Here is a 16858-nt window from a genome sequence, read left to right as displayed (position 1 = left end):
ACAAGTCTGCTTAAGCTCTGTCTATTAGTATGTGCTTGATGGTGAGGGGGACTGCTTCGCTTTCCGCGGACGTTCGGCCGAGCCCCCTCAGCTTCCGGAAATCAACTACTACTTTCTTCTCTAATATAGCCACAAGCCTTTAGAAAAGAGCTAAATCAAAAGAAAAAACCTATTACGTGATTCATCACATAATAGGTTTTTCTTTAATATCCGAGTATTGCCCGAATGACGGAAGTTGTTTCTCCGCCTTTATAGAATACGTAAAGGAGCAGATACACAGCGACTCCTGTAATAGCCGTAAAGAACCAGATAAAACTCGTAATCGGTCCCAGCTTACGGTGTCTTGCTAAACGGTCTTTATAGCCCGTCCACAAGCTTATCAGTCCAAATACTGCCCCGGTTGTAGCCAATGTTATATGGAAAACAAGGAAAATCGTATAATAAATCTTGATGCTATCGGGACCGCCAAATGACGTGTTTCCAACAAAAATCGTTCTGCTCATATAAATGATGAAAAAGATAAGCGCAAAAATACCTGCAAGTGTCATGGTTTTCTGATGCTGCTCAATCCTTCTCTGTTTAATCTGCCACCAGCCGATCGCAACTGTGACAGCACTTAACACGATAAATGTGGTACTAATGGTAGGTAAAATAGGTAAACCCATCTCTGTTCCTCTCTTTTCTAAAGATAATATGCTATGTATTTAGAGGAATGACGTTCATCATCCCTTCATACGTTACTGTTCTGTCAATTTAGGATCAACAGGATCATAGGATAGCTTTTCTTGTTTCTCCTGATCTTTGCGATACCATTGAAAAAACAGGTTGAACAGCATAACTCCAAATACAATCTCCTGAACAATCTTCATGATCACTCCACCAAGCTGTTGATCATTTTGTGTAGACATATCGGTAAATAACTCCGGCCCAGTCAACGTCAACCCTTCCAGAGTATTCACAGGTACACATAGTGCCAACGCTTTAAGAAACTCCTGTGGATCATAATAAGGGGCATATAAAGGATTCTGCGCAAAAATGATCAAACCGCATGCCGGAGTCAATAAGACTGCACTGCCAAGAATATACCCAATACGCTTGAGGCCGCTTAAGTCAATATCGTCATCCACTGGATTTAGTAAAGGCCACCACATAAATAAAGATAATAAGAATAGGATAACGGTTGCCAAACCGTGAAGAGTGGCATCAGTTCTGACATTATCAAATACTAATGGAATATGATAAATCGAAAAGATGATATTGAAAGATAGTAAAGAGATCAATGGTTTTGTCATAAACTTAAAAACTTGCTTAACCACCGGTAACTCAACTGCAGCTTTCCAGACCCATTTAGGAATTCCCATTACAAGCAGTGGAGTGACCACTAAATATAGTAACGCCATCTGTGCCATGTGAGCAGAAAATAAAATTGTGCTCATAATTTCTACCGGCGAACCCTTAATTCCATATAGTAGAATCATTGCTAGAATAAAATAAGTGGCTTCTTTGCTGGTCAATTTTTCACTTTCTTTAAAACTGTCTCTCCATTTGACAGTGACCAAGAAATACACGACCGTAATAAATACTAAAGCCAAAATAAAGAATGGGCTCCATAAAGCCATAAAACCAAAAATACCCAAAGGCATTTGCTCACCTCATTTCACATTTAACACCTACCCCCATTATACTGACAACCCTCCCCTACTTCAACGGAAGGTAATGACAAGTTCTTGACAATTCGAAAAGCGGAAGCGGCTTGACCAGGCCCGACAAGCATAAGTCTATTCTGCCGGAAAGGCGCTCTTTGCCTTTTTGGTATGTTTGACTTATGACCTCGAGCCTCTAAGCCCCGTAGCTGGACAATGAAAAGCGGAGCCGACTGGGTAGCCCCGACAAGCACATTGGGAAAACCCAAACTCTACAAAAAAAAGCCAGCCATCCGGCTGACTTTTTCTTTAGATCCATACAATCGTTACAAATGCTAACACTGTGATAAATGCAACAAGTGCACCTGAGTACAGGAATAATGCAGGAGCTTCATGACCTTTATGACTCATATGCATGAAGTAATAAAGTTGAAAAATTAGTTGAACAACTGCAAGTAAGAGGATGAAAGGTACAATAAAGTACTTATCAAAATCTCCTGCCACTGCAATGAACGCCACCAATGTTAAGAAAATCATTAACATGAAGGATGTAACCTGCATTCTCATGTCTTCTGCATTTTTCTTACGACGATATTCGTAATCTACACTTGGGTTACCTGAATTTGATTGTTGATTCGCCATCAGTTTATCCCACCATTCCCATTAAGTATACTACTGTAAAGATAAATACCCATACAACGTCGATAAAGTGCCAGTATAGAGAAGCTAAATAGAACTTTGGAGCATTGTAAAGGTTTAAGCCACGTTTAGCGTTACGAAGCATTAAGCTTACAATCCATAGAAGACCGAAAGCTACGTGCCCTCCGTGGAATCCAACTAGTGTGTAGAAGGCTGAACCAAATGCACTACTAGTAAAAGTATGCCCGTATTCGTGTACGTAATGATTAAACTCATAAATCTCTAATCCAAGGAAAGCTGCACCTAGAAGGACTGTGACTAATAACCATGCCTGCATGCGTTGGAAGTTATAGTTCTTCATATGGTACATTGCATAAACACTTGTAAGAGAACTTGTTAGAAGTAACATAGTTGCAATAAATGCAAGTGGTAAATCAAAGATGTCAGCAGCAAGTGCATGACTGTCACTAGGAACTTTGTCTTTAAGAGCTAAATATGTTGCGAAAAGAGATCCAAAAAGAACCGTTTCTCCACCAAGGAAAAACCAAAAGCCCATAAACTTGTTTTTCCCCTCAAGAGTTGCCTTTTCAGGGGAGGCGGGCCAGGTCTTTGGCGTGAATTTTTCTTCAGCATGCATTATGCCTTACCCCCTTTATCATCATCCATTAAATCTTCTTTATGAACATGATATCCATGATCATCAATTACAGAGCGGAAGAACATTGCACCTAATGCGATAAGCATTCCAATTACCAGAACAGGGATTGCCCATGCTTTATCACCATCCGGATGATACATAGCACCAAATGCTGCTATGAATAACCCGAGTGAAATGATTACCGGTAAAATCGAGTTATTCGGCATATGGATATCTCCGATAGGTTCTGCAGGTGTTAGATCTTTTTTACCTTCCATTTTTTCTAACCAATAAGCATCTAAACCACGGATTAGCGGAGTTTGCTTAAAGTTATAGAATGGTGGTGGTGATGGAATCGCCCATTCAATGGTACGTCCGTCTCCCCATGGGTCATTAGAAACTTTAACCCCTTTAACTTGAGTCATGATGACGTTAACAAGAAGTACAATAACCGCGACTCCCATGAAGCCTGCTCCAATAGAAGAGATCAAGTTTCCTGTTTCTAACCCTTGACCAGGCAAGAACTTCCAAATACGACGAGGCATACCCATTAAACCAAGGAAATGCTGAATAAAGAATGTTAAGTGGAATCCTATAAAGAATAACCAGAAAGCGATTTTCCCTAAGAAATCGTTTAACATTGTACCGAACATTTTTGGCCAGTAATAGTGAGTACCTGCCAATAAGGCAAATACTACCCCACCAACGATAACGTAGTGGAAATGGGCAACAACGAAATACGTATCATGGAACTGATAGTCAGCAGTTGCAGCTGCATTCATGATTCCGGTTACTCCACCTGCTACGAAAGTAGGGATAAACGCTACTGCGTAGAGCATTGGAGTAGTGAAGCTGAGACTTCCTCCCCACATCGTAAGGAGCCAGTTAAAGATTTTGATACCTGTTGGAACAGCAATGGCCATTGTCGCAACGGCGAAGATGGCATTGGCGATTGGTCCAAGACCTACTGTAAACATATGGTGAGCCCAAACCATGAATCCTAAGAAACCGATAAGTACGGTCGCAAATACCATGGATGAGTAACCGAATAAACGTTTTCTAGAGAAGTGTGGAATGATCTCAGAGAAAATTCCGAAAGCAGGTAATACAAGGATGTATACCTCAGGGTGACCAAAAATCCAGAAGAAATGCTCCCAGATAATGGTGTTACCGCCATTCGCTACATCAAAGAAATTCGATCCGAACATACGATCAAATAACATTAAGAATAATCCTACCGTTAAAGCAGGGAAAGCGAATAAAATAAGTGCCGAGGTAACAAATACTGTCCAGGTAAATAGCGGCATACGCATGTATGTCATACCTGGAGCACGCATATTAATGATGGTTACAAGGAAGTTGATCCCACCTATTAATGTACCTGCACCTGAAATCTGTAACCCCAGTACATAGAAATCAATTCCATGTCCTTTAGATGCCATTGAGAGTGAAGCATATGAAGTCCACCCGGCATCTGGTGCTCCACCTAAGAACCATGAAAGGTTTAGGAAAACTCCACCTGCGAAGAATAACCAAAAACCTAATGAATTCAGGAAAGGAAATGCAACGTCACGAGCACCGATTTGTAAAGGTACAACCGCATTCATGAATGCGAATATTAACGGCATGGCCGCTAAGAAAATCATCGTTGTACCGTGCATTGTTAAAACTTCGTTGTATAAGCCGGCACTAACAAAGTCATTGTTAGGAACAGCAAGCTGTATACGAATAATAAGAGCTTCTAATCCACCGACTAAGAAGAAGAATCCTCCAGCCATAAGGTAAAGGATGGCGATCTTTTTATGGTCTACTGTTGTTAAATAGTCCCATACAGTCGCGCCGAAGCCTTTTTTCTGTGCATAGCTACTCACGATTAAACCTCCCTTTAACTAATCCCCAATTAATCTTGAACTTTTAATCCCATCAGATATTCTGCAAGGGCATCAAGTTCGTCTTCCTGCAGGTTACCATATGTACCTGTCATTTTGTTACCTGGCTTATACTGCTCAGGGTCTACCAGCCAATTTTTCAGCTCTTCTTCATTGTGATCCAGAATACCTGCGATCCGAGTACGCTCACCAAAGTTTGCTAAGTTAGGAGCAAGACGAGCTGATTCCGGACGTCCATCCTGAGGGGATACTGCGTGACAGCTTAAGCATTTTTGGTTGAAGATTTCTTGTCCTTGTTGTGCTAAATCAGAAGATGGTTTAGGTTCTCCTGCATTTTTCATATCTTCTACCCATGCCGTAAACTCGTCCTTAGGAAGCGCTTTTACTTTAAAGTCCATTAAAGCATGGGAAGGTCCACATAGCTCAGCACATTTTCCGTAGAATAATCCGCCTGCTTCTTTAGACTTTTCTCCATCAAATTCAAGGAAGAATGTGTTTACGTTATCGACGTTTGTATCAATCTTTCCTCCAGCAGCTGGAATCCAGAAAGAGTGCTTAACGTCAGAAGCTGTAACATTGAAGTAAACCCTTTGATCGGTTGGTACCACTAAATCCTGTGAAGTGATGATTTTTTCATCCTCATACTCAAATTCCCACCAGTAAAGATTAGCGCGAACGTTTATAACTAAAGCTTCGCGATTACCATCTGCGTCTTTTTTATCCATAGCCTTTGTATCAGCTAATTCGAAAGTAGACGTTACGGTTGGAACAGCCAGGATAAGAAGAAGGATTATTGGAATTACTGTCCACACGATTTCAAGTGTGTGACTTCCTTCAACTTGTTTCGGGATAGTAGTATCTCCCTTTTTTCTACGGAAACGAATAATCGCTACCATATAGACGATGACTACTACAATGATTACTAATACCATTATTAATGTAGACAGTATCATTAAATCATATTGTGACTGTGCTACTTCACCAGCTGGCTGTAATGTGGAGAGAAATGGCTCTCCACAACCAGAAAGAACTAGCGCTAACATTGCTACAATTGAGAATAAGCGCCACTTAGATAGCCTTGCTTTCATAGCTTAATCAAACCCCTCTTTCATGTAATATACTTTTGAATAAAACAAGGACTCATAAAAAATATCTATTTGGATTTCTTATCAGAAAGAATTCCCACTAATCTTATAGTACGGTAACGATAACCATCGCTACGAACAAGATAGTTAAATAATTTAGTGAATAGACAAACATAAGTTTTGACCACTTAATATCATCTTTCATTTTGTAACCTGCGAGTCCCAGTGCAAGCCAGCCAATATTAAAGGCAGTTGCAAGGATAAAGAAGAACATTCCTAAATCCATCAAGAAGAATGGCAGCGGCAGTAAAGCTGCAACCCATGCAACGATATGATGCTTCGTTGTAGCAAATCCCTTTACTACGGGAAGCATCGGTATATTCGCTGCCCTGTATTCTTCCACTCTCTTCATCGCTAAAGCGTAGAAATGAGGCGGCTGCCAGATAAACATCATTAGGAACAGAACCCATGCGATGATATCCAGATTTGCATCTACAGCTGACCAACCGATTAATGGCGGGACTGCACCTGAGATACTCCCTACAATTGTGTTGCTCACGTATTTCCTCTTAGACCACATTGTATATAATACAACGTAACTAAATACCCCAATGATTCCTATCACACCTGCAGTGACGGTAGTCATAAATAACATTATGATTCCCACTACAATCATAATTAATCCCAAAGACAAAGCTTTAGGTGCATTGATCTTACCAGTTACGGTAGGACGTCCCTTCGTACGTTCCATAAGAGGATCGATGTCTCGATCATACACATTATTTATGGAGCAGGAACCCGCGATAATAAGGGAAGAACCTATCAACGTCAGGAACATCGTATCAAGAGAATTTAGAAAGTGTGTATTAGTAAAGTAAAAAGCTAACCACATACCTGTAAAGGTTGTAATTAAGTTTGAATTAACGATACCAATTTTGATTAGTGCTAAAAAATCCTTCCAAGCAGTTGAGGTTGTCAAATCTGCTTCTTGAGCGTTAGTCATCATTCGACTAGACATACTCTTCCTCCTCTCTATAAAAAGCCAGAGGCCAGTTACCACCTCTATACTATATAGGAAATGATTCTCTATTTCTATATCCATCTGTTATTTCATGACACAGATAAGAAATAGTATATATGCTATCAATATTATATTAAACCATATATTTTTTCCTTTTTGGGGGAGAATTAGACAATAATGTGAAGAAATTGTGAAGAAAGAAAAACGCAGACGTTTCTTCATATTTCTACAAACATTTTAAACCCATCATACCATAAAACGAAGCTAAGCGCTTACAGATTTTGTTTTTCTGCAAATTAGTCATTATCTACTAATAGTTATTCTCTTCATATAAATAATTATCATGCTCATAATTCTGTAACATTTTATCGGTTGAGTTTTACTGGCCTTTTAGGTATTATCGTAGGGGCATATATATTTTTCTACTATATTTATAAATTAGAAAGTGTGTAGAGTCTATTAATTAAGAAGGTGAATAGATTGCATAAAGGTGTCCACAAAGGATTAAAGTGGCTTGCCGTTCTCACTACTCTTGGTATGTTATTTGTTCTATTGGGAGGAGCCCTCGTTACGAAGACCGAATCTGGTATGGGCTGCGGACGATCTTGGCCATTATGTAACGGACAATTGATTCCAAGCGATATAACGTTCGAGCTTGTCATAGAATTGGCACACCGGGTTGTCTCCGGTGGTGTAGGATTATTAGTATTGGCATTATCGATATGGTCATGGAGAGCGATTGGATATAAGCGTGAAACAAAATTCCTTGCTGCACTCTCTTTCTTTTTCTTAGTATTACAAGGTCTAATCGGAGCTGCCGCTGTACTCTGGGGGCAATCAGACTTCGTACTTGCCCTGCATTTTGGGATTTCTCTTATATCATTTGCTTCAATTCTATTGTTAACACTTCTAATTTTTGAAGTCGATCAGAAATTTGATGCCAACTCATTGGTCATTAATAAACGTATGAGATTCCATACGATAGGAGTCACTTTATATAGTTATATTGTTGTCTATACCGGTGCTTTAGTCAGACACACGGATTCGAGCTTAGTGTGTAAAGATTGGCCGTTATGTGTTAACTCATCTCCGGGTCTCCCAACCAATCTGTATGAGTGGATTCAAATGGGGCATCGGGCAGCAGCAGGACTCATATTCTTATGGATTGCTTATATCACATATATTGCGATTAAAGAGCATAAGCACCAAAAGGTTATTTATTGGGGATGGATCATCGCCTTTACGCTGGTATCCCTTCAAGTCATGTCCGGAGCACTCGTGGTGTTCACAAGATTAAACTTAGGTATAGCTTTATTGCACGCTTTGATCATCTCTTGTCTATTTGGGTTACTCTGTTACTTTATACTGCTCATCTCAAGAAGTAAGCTGAAAGCATAACAAAAAATGGATTCCGGCCGTAACCGGAATCCTTTTTTTGTTTATGCTTTTTGAACTTCTATTAATAGGTCACCAGGGCTAATGGCATCACCATTTTGCACATAGATGTCTTTCACTACCCCTGCAAACGGAGCTTGAACGGTCGTTTCCATTTTCATGGCTTCGGTGATCATTAAGTGATCCCCTTTTTCGACCGACTCTCCTTTTTCTGCAATTACCTTAATCACGGTTCCAGGCATGGAAGCACCAATATGAGTCTCATTTTTTGCGTCAGCTTTCACCTTGGCAGCTACTGTCGATTTAATGCTTTCATCTTTTATCACAATTTCACGAGGCTGACCATTCAGTTCAAAGTAGACGATTCGTGTACCATCTGCCTGCGCCTGCCCAATGGAAACAAGCTTGACAATAAGTGTTTTCCCGGTTTCAATTTCAACCTCAATCTCTTCACCAAGTCTCATTCCGAATAAGAAAGTAGGCGTATCTAGAACGGAAATATCACCGAATTGATCCATTGTGTGCGCGTATTCCATAAACACTTTAGGATATAGAGCATATCCAAGAGCATCGAAACTAGTGACAGGGCGTTGCAGTTCTTCGAAGAGCTTTTCTTTGAGTGCTGTGAAGTCCACATCATCAAGAAGCTCCCCAGGTCGAACGGTTAATGGAGTGCGCCCTTTCAGAATCACTCTTTGTAAGTCTTTCGGGAATCCACCATGAGGCTGACCCAAATACCCTTCGAATAATTCCACCACTGAATCAGGGAAATCAATCTTTTCCCCTTTTTCGATCACATCTTTCTCGGACAGATCATTCTGCACCATGAACAACGCCATATCCCCGACAACTTTTGATGAAGGAGTAACCTTTACGATATCCCCAAAGAGGTGGTTGACCCTTGCATACATTTCTTTAACTTCTTCCCAGCGATGCCCGAGTCCTACAGCTTTAGCCTGCTGCTGAAGATTACTATATTGTCCCCCGGGCATTTCGTGCTTGTACACCTCTGAATGCGGTGACATCATCCCGCTTTCAAAGTCTGTATAGTATTTTCGAACGTCTTCCCAATAGTGGGACAGAGTCTCAAGTGAGTTAATATCTACATTAGGTTCCCTTTCGGTTCCTTTCAATGCGTAGTAAAGTGTATTGGCACTTGGTTGAGATGTTAATCCAGACATTGTGCTAAGGGCTGTGTCGACAATATCCACACCTGCTTCAACGGCTCTTGCGTATGTGTATATACCGTTTCCACTTGTATCATGGGTGTGTAGGTGGATAGGCAAACTTACCGTATCTTTCAGTTCTGAAATTAGCCGGTAGGCTGCCTGTGGTTTTAAGAGCCCTGCCATGTCTTTAATCGCTAAAATATGCGCTCCGCTTGCTTCTAACTCTTTTGCCAGATTCTTATAGTAATCAATACTATATTTGGTCCGGGTAGGATCTTCAATGTCTCCTGTATAACAAATGGCTGCCTCGGCGATTTTCCCACTTTGTCTTACCGCATCAATGGCTACTTCCATCCCCTTAACCCAGTTTAAACTGTCAAATATCCGGAAGACGTCAATACCTGCGAATGCTGATTTCTCAACAAATTCTTTTATGACATTATCAGGATAGTTCTTATATCCAACGGCATTTGATGCTCTCAAAAGCATTTGGAATAGTACATTGGGAATGTCCTCTCTCATTGTTAATAATCGATTCCAAGGATCTTCCTTTAGAAAACGGTAGGCAACATCAAACGTTGCCCCTCCCCACATTTCATAGGAGAACACATCAGGAAGCAAGTGAGATGTCGGTTCTGCAATTTGCTTCAGGTCGTTTGTTCTGACCCGCGTAGCCAATAAAGATTGGTGCGCATCCCGGAAAGTTGTATCAGTCAGGAGCACTGAGTTTTGTTCCTTGACCCAATCAACCAACCCTTCAGCACCATGTTGATCTAAAATTTGCTTTGTCCCAGGCTTAAAGTCTTGTTTTAAGTCAAGAGCAGGAATCCTAGGCTTAGTAAATACAGGCTTTTTCTTCTTTTCGATTCCAGGGAAACCATTCACGGTTACATTTCCGATATAAGAAAGCATCTTCGTACCACGGTCTTTTCGTTTCGGAAAAATAAACAGTTCAGGTGTCGTGTCTATAAAGGATGTATCGTACTTACCTGTTATAAAGTTTTCATGCTTAACGACATTTTCGAGGAAAGGAATATTCGTTTTGATTCCACGGATTCTAAATTCTTGAAGATTTCTGACCATTTTGGATGCAGCTTGCTCAAATGTCAAAGCCCACGTGGACAGTTTAACAAGAAGGGAATCATAGTATGGAGTAATGACGGCTCCCTGGAACCCGTTACCTGCATCCAATCGAACCCCGAATCCGCCGCCTGAACGGTAAGCCATGATCTTCCCTGTGTCAGGCATAAAGTTGTTCAATGGATCTTCTGTTGTCACACGGGACTGAATGGCAAACCCATTTGTCCGGATTTCTTCTTGAACAGGTATGCCAAGCTTACTGCTATGTAGGGCATGACCTTCGGCAATCATTAATTGCGATTGGACAATATCCACTCCGGTAACCATTTCCGTAATCGTATGCTCTACTTGAACACGAGGGTTTACCTCGATGAAATAGAACTGCTCATTTGCAACCAGGAACTCAACCGTCCCTGCGTTCACATACTTTACATTATCCATCAACCGGACGGCTGCCTCACAAATATCCTCTCTCAGCTGATCACTCAAGGATACGGATGGTGCTATTTCAACTACCTTCTGGTGTCGTCTCTGGATGGAACAATCGCGTTCATATAAGTGAATAATATTTCCGTCTTCGTCCCCAAGAATTTGGACTTCTATATGTTTAGGATTCTCAACAAATTTCTCAACATATATTTCATCATTACCAAATGCTGCTTTCGCTTCAGATTTAGCGCGTTCGTATGCTTCTTTTAAGCTTTCCAGGTTACGGACGATACGCATTCCCCGTCCTCCGCCACCTAATGAAGCTTTGATGATGATCGGGAATCCATGGTCCTTCCCAAAGCTAATGACTTCTTCAAGCGTTTCTACAGGTCCATCTGTTCCAGGAATAACCGGGATATTGGCTAATTGGGCCTGATGACGTGCCTTTACTTTGTCACCGAACATATTTAAGTGCTCTGAATGTGGCCCTATGAAGGTAATACCCTCTTCTTCACAACGTCTTGCAAAATGAATATTTTCGGACAAAAAACCGTAACCGGGGTGGATGGCATCGACATCGGCGTTCTTTGCGATTCGAATGATCCCCTCTATATCTAAATAAGCATCAATTGGTTTCTTTCCTTCTCCTGTCAGGTAGGCCTCATCAGCTTTATATCGATGATATGCTCCCGAATCTTCCTTACTGTAAATGGCGACGGTTCTAATATTCAGCTCCGTACATGCACGAAACACACGGATGGCAATTTCACCGCGATTTGCTACTAATACTTTTTTGATTTTCTTCAATACACTCTCTCCTTTAGGCTATTCATGATTGAAATTCTCTGTAAAGCAGTCTATGAAAAAAGGGCTGACCCGAAAGATAAAGAAGTATCTTAGGGGGCAGACCCTAGACTTAGAGTTTTAGATACTCTATCAAAGTGACCTACATTTTTACACCATATATTTTTTTGCTATTATCCATATTCTCCGAAGGAAGGCCATTTTCCTTCTTTATTTTATATTTTTCTTCATATTTTACAAACATCGACACATTCACAAGGACACCCATCGACAAAGATAGCACTAATAGCGATGATCCTCCATAGCTGATGAATGGAAGTGGAACACCTGTAATCGGAATTAATCCGGATACCCCTCCTAAATTAATGAAGGCTTGAATCCCGATCATACTGGATATTCCGATGGCCAGCATCGTTCCAAAAGGGTCCTGACATTTAACTCCCGTATATATCCCCCGAAGTACGATATAAGTGAGTCCGAGAATGACAAAGCTTACACCGAATACACCTAATTCTTCAGCAATGATAGCCATAATGAAATCCGTTTGTGGTTCAGGAAGATAACCCAGTTTTTGAACACTCTGGCCTAAACCAAGCCCTTTTACCCCTCCAGAACCAATGGCAAGGTATGAGTTCACTAAGTGGTAGCCTTCCCCTTGGGCATATTTAAACGGTGATAAATACGCTTCAATCCTGCTAAGTCTTTCTCTCGTAAAAATAAAGCCTCTTGCCAGGTATATGACCGGTGACAGTACGATCAAGAGACCTACTCCCAAACCAGCCAGTTTGGAGAATGTTTTAAAACTGATCCCTGAGCAGGAAATAACGATTGCTCCAATGGCAAAAATAATAGCCGCCGTACCAAAGTCAGGCTCTAAAAAGACTAAAAAACATATAAAACCTAAAAATAGCAATGGCGGGGCAAGGCCCTTATTAAAATCATCTATGTATGCCTGTTTCTTGGAGTAAACAGAGCCAAGATAAATAATGACTGCAAGCTTGGCGAACTCCGATGGCTGAATGGGCATGAAACCTAAATTAATCCAGCTTTTTGCGTTGTTTACTTCATAACCGAAAATATGTACCCCAATTAATAATCCGATAACGATAAACATGAGTCCCTTGATTATTTTACCTACTTGGAATGCTTTGTAAGGAAACCATGCTGCTAACGTAAAGGCAAAGAACCCGATGAGAATATTGATCATCTGCCTTTTATAGAAATGGTCACTTTCCCAACCAAATCGTTCTACAGCCATGACCATACTCGCACTATAAATCATTACCAGCCCAAACAGACAAAGAAATACATATACAGCGATTAACGAATAATCATAGGACTTTGCTATTTTTTTAATCATGACATTTCAATCCTTTTTCTCTTATATCATTTAAATTAATCCCAACCAGTCAGAATCTTTAACAAAAAAACTCAAACAACAGATCTATGTATTGTTTGAGTTGTCATGACTATTTTACTTTTTTGTAGATGCTTCATGCAGGGCAGAAAGCTGTCTTTCTAAAGAATCAATCAGCTCTTTTCCATCTTGATCATCTACTAATCCTAAACGGACTGCAAATTCTATTTCACGAGATAATCCGAACATTTGGGTATCCAATACTTCCTCATAAAGAGGACATTGGGGCATCGTTAAATTATCCATTTGTACTTTAATAAGTTGTAAAATCTTTTCTGCGTCGGCCTTTAGCAGTTCATAGGCTTTTTCTCGATGATTAATTGTCATTTCTGACGCCACAGTGATCCCCCCATTCCGAACAAATAGCTTTCCTGTCTTAAAATTTTATCGTTAAATCAGAGAAATTGCAAGAAAAATAAGTGTATTCCCCGGGATTCTATGACAGAAATTCGAATTATTATTTCGGAGAGATCCTCATGAAATTTCTTTTACAAATGCCTATCCGGAACTCGCTGGCGTGACCCTTCGTTAAAAAATACTCCATGAATATTCATCACTGAGCATTTCAAGGAGCTTTAGTCCTGCACTGCTATTCCCGACGGTATCTAGTGCAGGACCAAAGATTCCGATTCCACACTTCCCGGGTACAGCACCCATTATTCCACCTGACACTCCACTTTTCGCCGGAATACCCACTTTAATGGCAAATTCTCCGGAAGTATTATACATCCCGCACGTAACCATGAATGTTTTACAAATTCTCGCAACATCTCTCGTAATAATTTCGCGCCCGCTTTCAGGGTCAACGCCATCATTGGCAAAAACTGCCCCCATCTTAGCAAGGTCGACACAGCTCATTTCCACCGCACATTGTTTTGTATAGAGAACAAGTAAATCTTCGACATTTCCGGTAATCACACCGTGCTGCTTCATATAATAACAAAGCGATCTGTTTAAATTGGCTGTTTGAAGTTCTGAATAAGCCACATCTTCATTATATGATACCGTGTCTCCGGTCATATGATTGATGAACTCTATTAATCGTCCCCACTTTTCGATTCCTGTGTTTCCTTTAATCATATTCGTGACTGCGAGTGCACCTGCGTTGATCATCGGATTTAGGGGTTTGGAGGGCTTATGTGTTTCGAGTTTCGCTATGGAATTAAAAGGATCACCAGTAGGCTCCATGCCAACCTTAGAGAAGACATGCTCCTCCCCGTAATCCATTAAGACAAGAGCAAGAGTGATGACTTTCGATATACTTTGCAATGTGAACTTCTTTAAATGATCTCCTGCATAACAGGAATGATTTTCCAAAGTATATATACTTATCGCCAAATCACTTGGATTTTGATCCATTAGAGCAGGTATATAATCTGCAACCTTACCTTCAGCTGCAAAAGGTCTTGCTTTCTCCACTAATTCTTCCAACAGCTCCTGAGTTTTAATCACTATAGTATCAGCTCCTTTAGTCCTACCATTAGTTTCCCTACTTTCACCGATTGAAAACGTTGAAAATGCTTTCAGCTTTATGTGACAAACCTTTAAATAACCGATATACTGAATCTATCAGCGAGAGGAGGAGTCTCAATTGGAAAGCATAGTACCAATAAAAGGTAAAGTGAAATTCACGATAACTCTGGATTCCGGCGTTTGGATATTTGACGATCGAAAAGTGGATTTAACTACATATTTTGATGAAAAAAATGAGACGATTGACGATTTAGAAGAATATACTAAAGCCGTATCCAAGCATTGGTCACGGGAAATTCAGGAAGGTGCAACCTATCCCCCTACACTTAAGACAGAGAAAAAGTATGAAAAGGAAAAGATATTAAACGGATCATTCGCTATTCCGTTTGCCCCTTTTCTTACAAATGCGGAACCTCTTGAGAGTGCGGCGTCTCTTGTGATTGAAACCGAAACGTATGAACACCGTATGGATCTTGCACACGCAGATCAAATACTCATCGGGTTCTCAAAAGACGGAAAGCCATTAAAGGAAAATGGCCCCGTTCATATTTACTACAAAGACGGATCAAATAGAGAAACCCCCATTACCAATGTTAGAGCCTTTCGAGTAGAATAAGAACATCAAGAAAGCGCAGTGTCGAAAAAAACCGGTTCAGGAACCTCTGAACCGGTTTTTTCATACATTATTATTGTGTTTAAAATGCGATAGTATTAAAGAAGATCAGCAGCAAGTTGAGCAAGACCCGATCTTTCACCTTTCATGAGTTTAACATGTCCGGCAAGTTTTTGATCTTTAAATTTTTCTACCACATACGTTAAGCCATTATTGTATTCATCCAGGTATGGATGATCAATTTGAACTGGGTCTCCCATCAAAACGATTTTACTTCGCTCTCCCACCCTGGTTAAGATCGTTTTCACTTCATGTTTCGTTAAGTTCTGGGCTTCATCAATGATGATATATTGATCTGGAATGCTTCTACCCCTTATATAAGTTAATGCTTCCACTTCTATTGAACCCATACCCGCAAGGATATCATCCAGCTCACCAGGCTTTTTCGTATTGAATAAGTACTCGAGGTTATCGAAAATGGGCTGCATCCATGGTCTGAGCTTTTCTTGTTTTTCCCCTGGAAGATAACCAATATCCTTACCTACCGGGACAATTGGACGAGCAACGAGCAATTTATTGAATTTATTGAAGTCCTCTGTCTGGAGAAGACCTGCGGCCAGTGCAAGCAGGGTTTTTCCTGTCCCGGCTTTTCCAATCATGGTGACCAACGAAATATCATCTCTTAATAACAGTTCAGTCGCCATTGTTTGCTGAACATTGCGGGCCTTGATTCCCCACATGTGCTCTTGATCATAGACCAACTTCTTTACTTTCAGTCCGGATGCATCCACCATTCCAAGTGCGGAAGCAGAACTTCCAAGAGCATCCTTCATTATGAGGAATTGATGAGAATAAAATCGTTGTTTCGTTATATCGGTAAGGGTCAGTTCCCCTTTATCATAAAATTTGTCGAGTAACTCTCTCTCTGTGTACAGTTCAATAAAACCTGTGTAAATATCGTTTACCTCGATGACCCGGTCACTCAGGAAATCCTCTGCCTGTAATCCCAACGCATCAGCCTTTACCCGTACGAGTGTGTCTTTACTAACTAGTATGACCGATTTTCCATCCTTTTTCGCTTCTTCTTCGAGAGATAAGTTTTTTGCCACGGCAATAATCCTGTTATCATTTGTTTTCTCTAAAAAAATTTCCTGAAGTTGCTGAAATGAGCGGTGATTTAGTTCAATTCTTAGTGATCCTCCCGTATATAGGGGGATTTTTTCATGAAGTTTTCCTTGTTGCCGTAAATTATCTATCAGCTTCGATACATGTCTTGCGTTTCTTCCGATTTCATCCATATAACGCTTTTTGGAGTCCACTTCTTCTAAAACGACTGCAGGTATAACCACCTCATTATCTTGAAACGAAAAGATGGCTTGTGGATCTTGTAATAAGACATTGGTATCTAATACATAAATTTTATTCAAATCGATGCCTCCTGCTCCTGATTTCTTATTACTATTGTATGTAGCCAATGTTGATCCGGTTATTCCCAGCTACTCAAATAGGACGGCCCGTTTCTTAAAATATATGAATAAACGTATAAAGATAGAAGAAAATTACA

The 16858-nt window shown here is 40.4% G+C and carries 14 protein-coding genes; 2 read left to right on the top strand and 12 right to left on the bottom strand.

What is annotated here, in order from left to right:
- Positions 1-203: 203 nt before the first annotated feature.
- The 7 genes from ACYH0O_RS09660 to cyoE all read right to left on the bottom strand — a co-directional run bounded on the left by ACYH0O_RS09660 (position 204) and on the right by cyoE (position 6911).
- A complete protein-coding gene (locus tag ACYH0O_RS09660) occupies positions 204-665 on the bottom strand; it encodes a DUF420 domain-containing protein (protein WP_482632077.1) in 462 nt (153 codons plus the stop codon).
- Positions 666-737: 72 nt separating this feature from the next.
- A complete protein-coding gene (gene ctaG, locus ACYH0O_RS09655) occupies positions 738-1643 on the bottom strand; it encodes a cytochrome c oxidase assembly factor CtaG (protein ID WP_426893041.1) in 906 nt (301 codons plus the stop codon).
- A 309-nt stretch (positions 1644-1952) separates the two neighbouring features.
- A complete protein-coding gene (gene ctaF / locus ACYH0O_RS09650; RefSeq protein ID WP_044337517.1) occupies positions 1953-2285 on the bottom strand; it encodes a cytochrome c oxidase subunit IVB in 333 nt (110 codons plus the stop codon).
- A gap of 4 nt (positions 2286-2289) precedes the next feature.
- The gene (locus ACYH0O_RS09645; RefSeq protein ID WP_044337518.1) at positions 2290-2919 is read right to left on the bottom strand and encodes a cytochrome (ubi)quinol oxidase subunit III; all 630 of its coding nucleotides are present in this window, start codon (positions 2917-2919) and stop codon (positions 2290-2292) included.
- Positions 2919-4790, bottom strand: a complete 1872-nt coding sequence (gene ctaD / locus ACYH0O_RS09640; RefSeq protein ID WP_482632076.1) for a cytochrome c oxidase subunit I — start codon at positions 4788-4790, stop codon at positions 2919-2921. The genes ACYH0O_RS09645 and ctaD overlap by 1 nt, the downstream gene beginning before the upstream one ends.
- 29 nt (positions 4791-4819) lie before the next feature.
- Positions 4820-5896, bottom strand: coding sequence for a cytochrome c oxidase subunit II (gene coxB / locus ACYH0O_RS09635; RefSeq protein ID WP_148968621.1), 1077 nt, complete (start codon positions 5894-5896; stop codon positions 4820-4822).
- Between the two features lie 103 nt (positions 5897-5999).
- Positions 6000-6911, bottom strand: coding sequence for a heme o synthase (cyoE, locus tag ACYH0O_RS09630; RefSeq protein ID WP_149158234.1), 912 nt, complete (start codon positions 6909-6911; stop codon positions 6000-6002).
- 483 nt (positions 6912-7394) lie between these two features.
- Between cyoE and ACYH0O_RS09625 the strand changes: the two genes are divergently transcribed.
- A complete protein-coding gene (locus ACYH0O_RS09625) occupies positions 7395-8312 on the top strand; it encodes a COX15/CtaA family protein (protein ID WP_262481873.1) in 918 nt (305 codons plus the stop codon).
- A 41-nt stretch (positions 8313-8353) separates the two neighbouring features.
- On the opposite strand, the gene pyc is transcribed toward ACYH0O_RS09625, so the two are convergent.
- From pyc to glsA, 4 genes are all read right to left on the bottom strand, one after another.
- The gene (gene pyc, locus ACYH0O_RS09620) at positions 8354-11794 is read right to left on the bottom strand and encodes a pyruvate carboxylase (protein ID WP_482632075.1); all 3441 of its coding nucleotides are present in this window, start codon (positions 11792-11794) and stop codon (positions 8354-8356) included.
- Positions 11795-11933: 139 nt separating this feature from the next.
- Positions 11934-13151 (bottom strand): FtsW/RodA/SpoVE family cell cycle protein, encoded by a 1218-nt coding sequence (locus ACYH0O_RS09615; protein ID WP_149158232.1) that lies wholly within the window; start codon positions 13149-13151, stop codon positions 11934-11936.
- Positions 13152-13265: 114 nt separating this feature from the next.
- A complete protein-coding gene (locus ACYH0O_RS09610) occupies positions 13266-13547 on the bottom strand; it encodes an Fpa/YlaN family protein (RefSeq protein WP_113968349.1) in 282 nt (93 codons plus the stop codon).
- A 189-nt stretch (positions 13548-13736) separates the two neighbouring features.
- Entirely contained in the window at positions 13737-14663 is a 927-nt protein-coding gene (gene glsA, locus ACYH0O_RS09605; protein WP_482632537.1) for a glutaminase A, read from the bottom strand.
- A 136-nt stretch (positions 14664-14799) separates the two neighbouring features.
- Between glsA and ACYH0O_RS09600 the strand changes: the two genes are divergently transcribed.
- Complete coding sequence (locus ACYH0O_RS09600) at positions 14800-15297, top strand: peptidyl-prolyl cis-trans isomerase (protein WP_482632074.1); 498 nt, start codon at positions 14800-14802, stop codon at positions 15295-15297.
- A gap of 95 nt (positions 15298-15392) precedes the next feature.
- Here the strand turns inward: ACYH0O_RS09600 and ACYH0O_RS09595 are convergent, their stop codons facing one another.
- The gene (locus ACYH0O_RS09595; protein ID WP_482632073.1) at positions 15393-16721 is read right to left on the bottom strand and encodes a PhoH family protein; all 1329 of its coding nucleotides are present in this window, start codon (positions 16719-16721) and stop codon (positions 15393-15395) included.
- Positions 16722-16858 lie beyond the last annotated feature (137 nt).

This window comes from Rossellomorea sp. H136 (assembly GCF_056838065.1).
This window is presented reverse-complemented; position numbering and strand designations above follow the sequence as displayed.